Here is an 11,401-nt window from a genome sequence, read left to right as displayed (position 1 = left end):
CCCGCCAGCGATCACCTGGCGGGCTTTTTATTGCCGGGCGCCCCAGAAAAAACGCCGCTCGGGCCGAAGGCCGGAGCGGCGGAGCCGTCGCGGGACGATTTCAGACGGCGGCTGCCACTCTGCGGCGCCGGGCCAGCAGAACACCGGTCAATCCCAGCCCCAGCAAAGCATAACTTTCGGGTTCGGGAACCGCCGAAACCGAGATATCGGTCAGTTGGTAGTAGCTTGGATCGTTGCGGTAGTTGAACTGGAGCACGGTGGAAGGTGCGGTGGCAACTCCGCTCACCGTCGCCAGCGTCCAGCCCTGATTGGTGCTCGTCGTACTGAATACGCTGTTATTGCCGAACAGCGCTCGCAGGTAGGAGCTTCCGTCCCCGCCATCCGCCTTCCATTCAAAGCTGATGGAATAGGCCTGCCCGACGGTCGTCGCCAGAACCTGCGACAGCGTTCCGCTGTCGCCGACCGGGCCTAACGCAGCACTGTGCACCAACGTTCCATTCAGAAGGTCGCTGCTTATGTAGTCGTAGCTGGTATCGCCGGTGTGGCTCCAGCCGGAGAAGGTGCCGTTGGAGAAATTACCGTTCACGACTAGATTGGTCGCCATGGCAATCGAGGAAGATGCCATCGCCACGAATGCCAGTACTGCCGTTAATTTTTTCATGGAATTTCCTCATGCCGATTTGACTGTATGCCGTGCTCACAAAACGTGCTCACATGCTATGCAATTATATTTAATAACAACAACAAGCGACATAAGGAAAAAGTAGTAAATCGTCGGCTCACCCGGCCATGATGCGTCCTTTACGACGACGGGCCAGCAAGGCGCCGGCCAGCCCGAGGCCGAGCAGTACCGCCGCTTCGGGTTCCGGTACCGGCGTGACGCTGATATTGGCCAAATGGAAAAACCCGGGGTCGTCGCGGTAGGTGAAGCTGAGCAGACTCTGTGCCCCCATGGACTCGACATCGAAACTGAAATGCTCCCAGCCGAAGGCCGCATCATGACGTTGAAACACGGTCTGACCACCGAAGCTTGCGCTCAGAAATTCCGTCGGCGCCGCCAGTAGCGACTTCAGATCGAAGCTCAGCCGGTAATGCTGCCCCGGAATGGTATTCAGCTGCTGAGCCAGGGTGCCGGTGCCGCCACTCGGGCCGAGCAAGGCCAGGTATTGCTTGTGACCAAACACTCTTCCCGGCGACACTGCGCTGTAACTCGTATTCCCGGACAGCGTCCAGCCGCTGAAACTGCCGCTTGCAAAATCACCATTCACGACCATCGATGCCGCCAGTGTCCATCCGGGCATCGCCATCATCAGCACTGCCATCCATTCACGCATTCTCACACCTTTCCGCAAGGGTCGTCGCGGTGGGGAGCCCTCCCCGGCCATTGGCTTCTTGCCGACGGATCAACGACAACGGTATTATTTTAACGAAATGGAAATTATAATGAATACGCAGAAAGGACAGGCACTCAACCGCGCGGATGATGCGAACGGTGCAAGTTTTTAAGGCGCTCGCGCGCGACATGGGTATAGATCTGGGTCGTGGAAATATCGGCGTGGCCGAGCAGCAGCTGCACGACACGCAAATCGGCGCCGTGATTGACGAGATGGGTGGCAAAGGCATGCCGCAGAGTGTGCGGGCTGACCGCGCTCAGCCCGATGCGGCGCGCATAGCCCGATATCAGATACCAGGCCATCTGCCGCGTCATCGCACCTTTCTGCTGCGTGACAAACAGGGCGTCGCTGGTTGCTCCGGCCAACAGCAGCGGGCGGGCCATGCGCAGATAGCGCTGCACCCAGTCGAGCGCAACTTCTCCCAGCGGCACCAGACGTTCCTTGTTGCCCTTGCCCACGGTGGCCACCCAGGCTTCGACCAGATTCACCTGCCCAAGACTGAGGCCGACCAACTCGGACACCCGCAGGCCGGTCGCATACAGGACTTCAAACATCGCACGATCGCGCAGGCCCAGTGGTGTCGAGCAATCGGGGGCCGCCAGCAAAGCCTCGACATGCGCTTCGGACAAGGACTTCGGCAAGCGCGCGGCACCGCGCGGCGCAGCCAGCCGCAGGCAAGGGTCGTCCGCACGCTCGCCGCGCTGCAACAACGATTGATAATACCGGCGAGCTGCGCTCAGCAAGCGCGCGCGCGTCGCCGGCTTCTCATCCTCACGGCTGGCAAGCGCGACGGCCAGTGTGCTGGCATCGGCCCCGGACAGCGAGCTGCCCATCTGTTCAAGGCGCTGCGCGAGCTTGTTCAAATCGCGGCGGTAGGCTGCCAGCGTATTGGCGGAAAGACCGTCGACCAGCCAGAGCTGATCGAGGAAAGAATCGATATCATCCCGCGTATTCATGCCGCAGCAACCCCAGTTTGATGCCCATCATCAGCCGATCCTGACCGCGATTGAACCCTCCGGGGCCGGCGGCGGCAACCACCCGGTGGCAGGGCACGATAATGGGCAAGGGGTTGCGGCCGCAGGCTCCGCCTACCGCGCGCGCGATACTGCCAACCTCGCTGGCCACTTCCCGATAGCACCGTGTCTCCCCCACTGGAATCCGGGCGATCGCCCTCCACACCCGCAGCTGGAAGTCCGTACCGACAGGATGCAGTGGCAGGTTGAAAACATAGCGCGGATCGGCAAAATAACAGGCGATCTGGCGTGCAACCTCCGCCTCAAGCCCACCGGCCACAGGTTCATGCAAGGCCGTCCCGGCATCGACAAACGACAAGGACAACAGGGCGTCGGCCCGGGTCAGGATTCCCAGGCGGCACAACGGCGTAGCGATGACGGCGCTGTACTGCATCGCGGTCTCCACAAATGAAAAAAGCGCAAGGCGGAGCCTTGCGCTTGATGATAGCAAAATACGCTATCGGTAAAGCCGCTGTTGCAAGATTACTTCTTGAACGACAGCTTTTCCTTGATACGTGCGGACTTGCCGGTACGGCCACGCAGATAGTACAGCTTGGCGCGACGTACGTCGCCGCGGCGCTTCACTTCGATGGTGGCCAGCAGCGGGGAGTAGGTCTGGAACGTACGTTCCACGCCTTCGCCAGCGGACATCTTGCGTACGATGAAGGCGCTGTTCAGGCCGCGGTTACGCTTGGCGATCACCACACCTTCGTAAGCCTGCAGACGCTCGCGGTTGCCTTCCTTCACCTTTACCTGAACGATAACGGTATCGCCCGGCGCGAATTCGGGAATGGTTTTGCCCAGACGGGCAATTTCTTCTTGCTCAAGTTTCTGGATCAGATCCATGTTTAAAGCTCCTGATGTTTTGCGGAGTCTTGTTCCTGCTGGTACTCAGCCAGCAGCCGAGACTCCTGTTTTGTCAAACTGCGCCCCGCCAGCAGATCGGGGCGTCGCTGCCACGTCCTGCCGAGGGACTGCTTGAGTCGCCATTTGGCGATCAGGGCATGATTGCCGGACAACAACACATCCGGCACCCGCATGCCCTTGTATTCTTCGGGTCGGGTGTAATGCGGGCAATCGAGAAGGCCGTCGACAAACGAATCCTCTACCGCCGACAGCGCATCGTTCAGCGCGCCGGGGAGGAGTCGGACAATGGCGTCGATCACAGTCATCGCCGGCAATTCCCCGCCCGAGAGCACGAAATCGCCAATCGAGATTTCCTCGTCGACGTGGCTCGCCACCAGCCGCTCGTCTATGCCCTCGTATCGTCCGCACAGCAGAACGAGTCCCGGGCGCTGCGACAGCTCCACCACTTTGGCATGGTCGAGCGGGCGGCCTTGCGGCGACAGATACACCACATGACTGGCAACAACGCCTGCGGCTTGCTGTCGTAGCCGCGCCGCCGCGATGGACTTCTCCAGCGGCTCGCTCAACATCACCATTCCCGGACCGCCCCCGTAAGGCCGGTCGTCGACGGTGCGATGGTTGTCCTCGGTGAAATCACGCGGATTCCACGCTGCAAACCCCCACAGCCCCAGTTCCAGGGCCCGCCGACTTACGCCCGCACGCGTTACCGCGTCGAACATGTCGGGGAAAAGCGAAATCGCATCGATCTGCATCAGTAGTCGACACCCCAGTCCACCTCAATGCGGCGGGCTTCGAGATCGACGCTACCGACGACGGCATCGACGAAGGGGATCAGCCGGCGGCTATCGCCATCGTCGACCACCAATACATCGTTGGCGCCGGTCTCCATCAGTTCACTGACACTACCGAGGCGTACGCCGTCGGCATTGAACACTTCAAGACCGATCAGATCGGCCCAGTAGTATTCGTCTTCGTCAGGAGGAGGCAGTTCGCTGCGCGGAACGGCAATCTGCATGCCGCGCATCGCTTCGGCCGCTTCGCGGCCCTCGACACCTTTCAACCGGGCCGCAAGGCCTTTGGTATGAACGGCGCCTTCTTCAAATGCATATGGCCGCCAGTCTTCGCCCTTACCCAGCCACCAGACCGGATAGTCGAAAAGGCTGTCGGCATATTCGGTGTCGGCCTGGACCTTGACCCAGCCGCGGACACCAAAAGCGCCACGCACAAACCCCATTACCACGAGCTCGTCGTTGCGCATGTGCCCTGCTTCCGGCGACGGAATCAGGCTGCGACGGCCGGCTGCTCTTTGAGCAGACGAGCGACGGTATCGGACAGTTGGGCGCCGACGTTAACCCAGTGGTTAACACGATCCAGGGCAACGCGAACGCGTTCTTCCTTGTCGTTGGCAACCGGATTGTAGAAGCCAAGGCGTTCGATGAAGCGGCCGTCACGACGGTTGCGCGAATCGGTCACCACGATATTGTAGAACGGACGGTTCTTGGAGCCGCCGCGTGCCAGACGAATCACTACCATTGTCGATTGTCCTTGATAAAAACGGGATCGTAGAAAAGCCCACGATTTTAGGGCAGTTTTCCCTTATCTGGCAAGCGCTTATTGCGAGATTCCCCCGATATACGGTCAAAGAGGCTTGGTGACGATAGTGAGCGAGCGGTCTTCGGGGTGAACCTCTACGCTGAAGCCCAGCTTGCGCATCAGTTTCAGCATGCCCTTGTTGCCGGCCAGTACCTCGCCCCGCATCACTTTCAGCCCCTGCTCCCGCGCGGCATTGAACAGGGCTTCCATCAAAACGTTGCCGATGCCGTGACCTTGCCAGCGATCGGCCACCTCCAGGGCGAATTCGCAGCCTTCGTTGTCTGGATCGGTGATAAAGCGCGCCACCGCCATCTGTTCTTCGACACCATCCGCCTCGTGAATCATGGCCAGTGCCATCTCGCGGTCATAATCCAGCTGCGTGAAACGCACCAACATGCTTTGCGACAGCTGCTTGATGCTCGACATATAGCGGTTGTAGCGGCTTTCTTCCGACAATTCGCGCACGAAAGCCTGCTGCATCTGCGCGTCCTCGGGCCGTACAGGACGGATGGTGACCGGCGTACCGTCATCCAGCGCCAGCGTTTTTGCCATATGCGAGGGATACGGCATGATGGCCATGTGCCCATAGCGTTTCCTGTCCGGCCGAGCCGGCTCGACGATGATGCGCGCATCAAGCGCGATCACTCCGTGCTCATCGGCCAGCAGTGGATTGATATCCATCTCGCGTATTTCAGGCAACTCACACACCATCTCGGAGACATGCAGCAGGACGGCCTCCAGAGCCGGGCGATCCGCCGGGGGCATATTCTTGAACGGACCGAGCAGCCGGCTCACACGGGTGCGGCTGATCATGTAGTTGACCAGATAATCGTTCAGCGGCGGCAAGGCCAGAGCGCGGTCCTGCATCACTTCGACCGCGATGCCGCCAGCCCCGAAGGTTATGACCGGACCGAACACTCTGTCATGCGACACACCGACCATGATCTCACGCGCAAAACGGCGCCGGTGCATAGGCTGCACCGACACCCCTTCGATCCGGGCATCGGGACGCGCCTGTCGCGTGCGCTCGATGATGTCGGCGAACGCCGTACGCAACGTCGCTTCGTTGCTGATGTTCAGTTCCACCCCGCCGACATCCGACTTGTAAAAGATATCCGGCGAATCGATCTTGAGCACCACCGGGTAGGAAATTGAGGCCGCCTGCACGGCGGCTTCGTCGGCAGTGTGCGCGAGCACGGTAGGATTCACCGGAATATTGAACGTTGCCAGCAGTTGCTTCGATTCACGCTCGGAGAGAATGTTGCGCCCCTCGGCCAGCGCCCGCGAAATGAGCGCGCGCGCGCGCTCGATATCGGGTTGCTCACGCTTGCTGTCCAACGGCCCCGGGGTCTGCAACAGCAGTTGCTGATTATGATGGTAGGCGGCCAAATTACGGAACACTTCGATCGCGAGTTCGGGCGCGTTGAAATGGGCCGAGTGCGCCTTGGCGAACAGTTCCCGACTGGATGACACCTTGGAATCGCCGAGCCAGGACAACAGCAGCGGCTTGCTCGACTCGCGCTGCAGACCGACCATCAATTGAGCGGTGGTCTGATGATCGGTACCGGCTTGCGGTGTGAAAATCACCAGCACCCCATCGACCTGCGGGTCATCCAGACAGGCTTTGGCGGCAGTACGAAAACGCATCGGGCTCGCATCTCCGATGATGTCGAGCGGATTCTTTCCCGACCAGTTGCGCGGGAGCACCTGGTTCAGCAATTCGAGGGTGGGCGCGCTCAAGCGCGCAAGTTCCAGTCCGTAGCTGACAACGCTGTCGGCCGCCAGCACGCCGGGACCGGCACCATTGGTCACGATGGCGAGCCTTCGCCCCTGGACGCGGTAGTTGGCTGCCAGTACGCGCGCGGCGGTGAACAACTGCGCGAAGGTACTGACGCGCAGTACCCCGGCGCGCGCCAGCGCGGAGTCAAAAACATCGCCGCTGGCGACCAGATTGCTGGCGTGGGTGAGGCCGGTTATGTCGTCCTCATAGCGCCCTGACTTGATTACGACAACCGGCTTGGTGCGTGCCGCCGAGCGCAAGGCGCTCATGAAGCGCCGTGCATCGTGAATGTGGTGGATATGCAACAAAATACCCTGGGTAAAGCTGTCAGCTACCAGATAATCGAGGATTTCACCGAAATCGACATCGAGCGCCTCCCCCACCGACACCACGCTGGAAAACCCGATATCCTGGCTTTCCGCCCAGTCCAGCATGGCGGTACACAGCGCGCTTGACTGCGATACCAGCGCCAGATTGCCCGGGCGGACCGGGCTGACATAGTTGCTGGCGTTGAAGCCGGCCACCGGGCGGATCAATCCGAAGACATTCGGTCCCAGCACCCGGATGCCGTACTGGCGCGCAATTCGCAACGACTCGTCGAGATACTCGCGCTCAAGTCGCAAGCTGTCGGCGAACTCCTTGGCCAGCAGCACCGCCGCCACCCCTTTCTTCCCGCAGTCCTTCATGATCGAAGGCAGGGTGCGCAACGCGGTGGTTATCACCACCATATCCAGCGGCCCCTCGATGGCGCGCACCGAGGACTGGGCCAGCATGCCGCCGACCACCTTGTGGTTCAGGTTGACCGGGTACAGATGGCCCTGGAAATTGCCTGCCAGCAAATTGGCGAACACGGCCTGCCCTATCGAACCGGGCGTATCGCTGGCGCCAACGACGGCTACATTGCGCGGGGAGAACAGCGGGGTCAGATAATGCGGTTTCATGGCACTCATCCCAATGCTGGAAAGCGAAACGGCTGGCGAAGCCGCGCCCGGAACACGCCGCTAACCGAGCGGCGCCGCCCGGCCCGCGCGATCGCGGCAGACGATTATCCTGTAGCGCAATGTCGGCATTATTGTTACTCTTTCATGTTCGGCAACAATCATTTATAGCTGCCGCGCCATGCCGCGACAGGAGCAAACCGACCATGACGAAACGTGTCGTCACACTCGCACACTATTACACCCAACCGGAAATCCAGCAAATGGCCGACAAGGTCGGCGACAGCCTGGAGCTATCCCTGTTCGCTCGCGAAGCGGACGCCGATGTCATCGTTTTTGCCGGGGTGCGCTTCATGGCGGAAACCGCCAAGATACTGAATCCAGCGGCGAAGGTCATTCTACCGGATGCCGGTTCGACCTGTTCGCTGGTCACGCAGACGGATGTTGCGGCCCTGAAGAAGTGGCGCAACAGTTATCCCGACCACGTTCACGTCTCCTATATAAACTCCAGCGCCGAGCACAAGGCGCTGTCGGACTGGATCGTCACCAGCCGCAATGTCGATGACATCATTGCGCACCTCTACGCAGAGGGCAAGCAAGTCATCTTCTCCCCTGACCGGAATATGGGCGCATACCTGAACTTCCAATACGGTTACGACATGCCCCTGTGGTCTGCCGTATGCGAAGTCCACGACCGCTTCAATGAAGCCGCTCTGGACGAGGCGCTCGGTGCTGTCTCAGGAGCCGCGCACCTGATCGCGCACCCGGAAAGCCCGCTCCCCGTACTCAAGCGCGCCGGCTATGTCGGCTCGACCTCGGGCATGCTCAACTGGGTGCGCGAGTATCAGGGCAGCACGACCGACGTCATTTTCGTCGCCACCGAAGACGGCATCCTGTACAACATGGGCCTGGCCCGGCCCGACCTCGACCTGCGCCAGGCACCGATCTATGCCGGCTGCCAGTGCAATTCCTGTCCTTATATGAAGATGAATACGGTCGAGGCGGTCAAACGCGCGCAGCAGGGCGATGGCTTGCTCATCGACTATCTGGGCGAGTCCGAAATGGCGAGCGCGCGCGCGCCGATCGAACGCATGCTCGAATTCAGCGCCCGCTACTATGCCTGAGACCAGCCTGCCCCCCCAAAAACCCGCCTGAGACCTGGCGGGTTTTTTTTGGTTCCGCGTTTCACGGTTTCGCCGCCTCACACCCGGAGCTACAATCTCGCAATACATCAGGATAAGAACGCATGAAATTTTTGATCAGCAACGATGATGGCTATTTTGCTCCCGGGCTGGCCATGCTGGCTCAGACCCTCTCCTCCCATGGCGAGATCATCGTTGTGGCCCCGGAACAGGACCGCAGCGGCGCCAGTAACTCGCTGACCCTGGATCGCCCCTTGCGCCTGCGTCAATCCGCCTCCGGCTTTAACTATGTCAACGGCACCCCGACGGATTGCGTGCACCTGGCGGTCACCGGCCTGCTCGACGAAAGACCCGATATGGTTTTCGCCGGAATCAACCACGGCGCCAATGCCGGCGAAGACACCTTGTACTCGGGTACGGTGGCCGCAGCCACCGAGGGCTTCCTGCTCGGCATTCCTTCGATCGCGGTATCGCTGGCAGGGCATAGCGGCGAACACTTCGCGACCGCGGGCCGGGTGGTGGAAGACCTGCTCGCCCATATCCGGCGCAAACCGCTGACCACCCCGGTTCTGCTCAACGTCAACGTGCCCGACATACCCTATGAGATGATCAGGGGCATGAGCGTGACCCGACTCGGTCGTCGCCATCAGGCGGAACCCGTGATCAAAGCAATGAATCCGCGCGGCGAAACGGTATACTGGGTGGGCCCGGTGGGTGCGGCGCAAGATTCCAGAGAAGGGACCGACTTCTGGGCGCTCGCCAACAACACGGTCTCGATCACGCCGCTGTCGCTGGACCTGACAGCATATGGCCAACTGGATGGAATCAATACATGGCTGCACGGCTGACTCCTCAGCGTCAGGATTACGGCATGCTTTCCGATCGTACGCGCATGCGTATGGTCGACCGCCTGCGTCAGGCGGGCATCAAGGACGAGCGTGTCCTGGCAGCCATGTACGAGGTGCCGCGTCATCTGTTTGTCGATCAGGCCCTGGCGACCCGGGCCTATGACGATGTATCGCTGCCCATCGGGCATGCCCAGACCATCTCGCAACCGTTGACCGTGGCTCGCATGTCCGAATTGCTGCTTGCGGGCAAGCATGGCGGCAAGATTCTTGAAATAGGAACCGGCTGCGGCTATCAGACCGCGGTGCTGCTTAAATTGGGAGTCGATGTGTTTTCGATTGAACGTCTCGGCGCTTTACTGGACAAAGCAAGACAGAACCTGCGTGCGGCGCGGCTGGTCCACGCGCGGCTCGTGCATGGCGACGGCCACTTCGGCCTGCCGGAAGCCGCGCCATTCGACGGCATCATCATGACGGCGGCGGCCCGCGCCGTACCGGAGGCCCTCATCGCGCAACTAGCCGCCGGCGGCCGCCTGATCATGCCGATGGGCGATGCAGAGCAGCACCTGTGGCATATCGAGAATACCCCGCAGGGACTGCAGAAAACCCGGCTCGATCCGGTCAAATTCGTGCCGTTGTTGCCGGGCCGCAACTAAAACACACTGATCTATAAGATTTACCGTCTAAACGACAGGATCTTATTGTCTGACAATTTACAAATCGAACCAACTGGCTTATAAAATTCTACAAATGGGTAAAAGACTCCATTGGAACATTTGCATTGCTGCGGGTATCGCTCTCCCCTTGCTGAGCGGCTGCAGCAGCTTCGTGCAACAGGCGGCCCCCGTGGAATCGGGTGCCGCGGTCAGCACCAGGACCGCGCCGCCTGCGGTGCGTACGCAGGCCGACGGCAACGCGCAGACGGCACCGTATCAGGCCGTCGCTCCGGTCAGGGCCAGCCCGCTGGCGGCGTCCGCGACCGACAGGCACGAAAAGACGCATGTAGTGCAACCGGGCGAGAATCTGTTCCGCATCTCGCTCAACCACGGCCTCAAATACCAACAGGTCGCGGCCTGGAACAATATGAGCGACACCACCATCAAGGTGGGACAAGTATTGCGGCTGACGCCGCCGGATGGCGAAGGCCAGGCACCCGTTGCGCCAGCTGCGCCCGCTCAGACGGCTCCGGCTGCCGCCGCGGCGGCAACGACGACGGTAGCGCCGGCATCATCGGCAGATGCTAACGTCAAGAATTACCCGAAGGCACTGAAGTTGCCTTACTCTGAAGAGGCGCGGCGCAGCCTGGCCGCCCAGAGCGAAGGACGCAGCAGCGAGCGGACGACGACCGCGCACGCCACGACGATCCCGGCGACAGCCAGTTCGCCGGCGCGCACGACCATCGTCCTGCCTTCACCCAAGAGCAAAAACGATAGCAGCGCGCCGCAAAGCGGCAGCGACGACAAGCTGAACTGGTTGTGGCCGACCGATGGCAAGGTTCTACGCGGCTACTCGGACAGCAATAAAGGTATCGACATTGGTGGCACCCCAGGCCAGGCCGTCGTGGCTGCGGGTGATGGCACGGTGGTATACAGCGGCAACGGTTTACGAGGGTATGGCAAGCTTATCATTATCAAACACAACAAAACCTACCTCTCGGCATATGCACATAACAGTCAGCTTCTGGTAAAGGAGGGTCAAACAGTCAAAAAAGGGCAGAAGATCGCCAAGATGGGCAATACCGACGCCGACCAGGTCAAGCTGCACTTCGAGGTCCGTCGTTTCGGTATCCCGGTCGATCCAATGCAATACCTGGAGAGCAGGCCTTAGCG

The 11,401-nt window shown here is 60.6% G+C and carries 13 protein-coding genes; 4 read left to right on the top strand and 9 right to left on the bottom strand.

Going from position 1 to position 11,401, the window contains the following annotated elements; translation table 11 throughout:
* Positions 1–100 precede the first annotated feature (100 nt).
* From G520_RS0120250 to G520_RS0120210, 9 genes are all read right to left on the bottom strand, one after another.
* Complete coding sequence (locus G520_RS0120250) at positions 101–661, bottom strand: PEP-CTERM sorting domain-containing protein (RefSeq protein ID WP_028537250.1); 561 nt, start codon at positions 659–661, stop codon at positions 101–103.
* A gap of 118 nt (positions 662–779) precedes the next feature.
* Complete coding sequence (locus G520_RS0120245; protein ID WP_211222890.1) at positions 780–1,334, bottom strand: PEP-CTERM sorting domain-containing protein; 555 nt, start codon at positions 1,332–1,334, stop codon at positions 780–782.
* A gap of 134 nt (positions 1,335–1,468) precedes the next feature.
* On the bottom strand, positions 1,469–2,350 hold the full coding sequence (gene xerD / locus G520_RS0120240) for a site-specific tyrosine recombinase XerD (RefSeq protein WP_028537248.1): 882 nt from the start codon (positions 2,348–2,350) through the stop codon (positions 1,469–1,471).
* Positions 2,334–2,801: a methylated-DNA--[protein]-cysteine S-methyltransferase gene (locus tag G520_RS0120235; RefSeq protein WP_028537247.1), complete on the bottom strand. Its 468-nt coding sequence runs from the start codon at positions 2,799–2,801 to the stop codon at positions 2,334–2,336. The genes xerD and G520_RS0120235 overlap by 17 nt, the downstream gene beginning before the upstream one ends.
* Before the next feature lie 89 nt (positions 2,802–2,890).
* A complete protein-coding gene (rplS, locus tag G520_RS0120230; protein WP_028537246.1) occupies positions 2,891–3,253 on the bottom strand; it encodes a 50S ribosomal protein L19 in 363 nt (120 codons plus the stop codon).
* Between the two features lie 2 nt (positions 3,254–3,255).
* On the bottom strand, positions 3,256–4,026 hold the full coding sequence (gene trmD / locus G520_RS0120225) for a tRNA (guanosine(37)-N1)-methyltransferase TrmD (protein WP_028537245.1): 771 nt from the start codon (positions 4,024–4,026) through the stop codon (positions 3,256–3,258).
* Complete coding sequence (gene rimM, locus G520_RS0120220) at positions 4,026–4,532, bottom strand: ribosome maturation factor RimM (protein ID WP_028537244.1); 507 nt, start codon at positions 4,530–4,532, stop codon at positions 4,026–4,028. The genes trmD and rimM overlap by 1 nt, the downstream gene beginning before the upstream one ends.
* Before the next feature lie 23 nt (positions 4,533–4,555).
* On the bottom strand, positions 4,556–4,807 hold the full coding sequence (gene rpsP, locus G520_RS0120215) for a 30S ribosomal protein S16 (RefSeq protein WP_028537243.1): 252 nt from the start codon (positions 4,805–4,807) through the stop codon (positions 4,556–4,558).
* A 105-nt stretch (positions 4,808–4,912) separates the two neighbouring features.
* A complete protein-coding gene (locus tag G520_RS0120210; protein ID WP_028537242.1) occupies positions 4,913–7,588 on the bottom strand; it encodes a bifunctional acetate--CoA ligase family protein/GNAT family N-acetyltransferase in 2,676 nt (891 codons plus the stop codon).
* A gap of 203 nt (positions 7,589–7,791) precedes the next feature.
* On the opposite strand from G520_RS0120210, the gene nadA reads away from it, so the two are divergent.
* From nadA to G520_RS0120190, 4 genes are all read left to right on the top strand, one after another.
* The gene (gene nadA / locus G520_RS0120205; protein WP_028537241.1) at positions 7,792–8,709 is read left to right on the top strand and encodes a quinolinate synthase NadA; all 918 of its coding nucleotides are present in this window, start codon (positions 7,792–7,794) and stop codon (positions 8,707–8,709) included.
* A gap of 122 nt (positions 8,710–8,831) precedes the next feature.
* Positions 8,832–9,575 carry a 5'/3'-nucleotidase SurE gene (gene surE / locus G520_RS0120200; RefSeq protein WP_028537240.1) on the top strand — a complete coding sequence of 248 codons (744 nt, stop codon included), beginning with the start codon at positions 8,832–8,834 and terminating at the stop codon, positions 9,573–9,575.
* Positions 9,560–10,228: a protein-L-isoaspartate(D-aspartate) O-methyltransferase gene (locus G520_RS0120195; protein WP_028537239.1), complete on the top strand. Its 669-nt coding sequence runs from the start codon at positions 9,560–9,562 to the stop codon at positions 10,226–10,228. The genes surE and G520_RS0120195 overlap by 16 nt, the downstream gene beginning before the upstream one ends.
* Before the next feature lie 190 nt (positions 10,229–10,418).
* Positions 10,419–11,399 (top strand): peptidoglycan DD-metalloendopeptidase family protein, encoded by a 981-nt coding sequence (locus G520_RS0120190; RefSeq protein ID WP_246542686.1) that lies wholly within the window; start codon positions 10,419–10,421, stop codon positions 11,397–11,399.
* The last annotated feature ends 2 nt before the right edge of the window (positions 11,400–11,401 follow it).

This window comes from Paludibacterium yongneupense DSM 18731, from assembly GCF_000422925.1.
Lineage (GTDB): Bacteria > Pseudomonadota > Gammaproteobacteria > Burkholderiales > Chromobacteriaceae > Paludibacterium > Paludibacterium yongneupense.
Note: the sequence above shows the minus strand (reverse complement) of the source record. Positions and strands in the feature narration are given on the sequence as shown.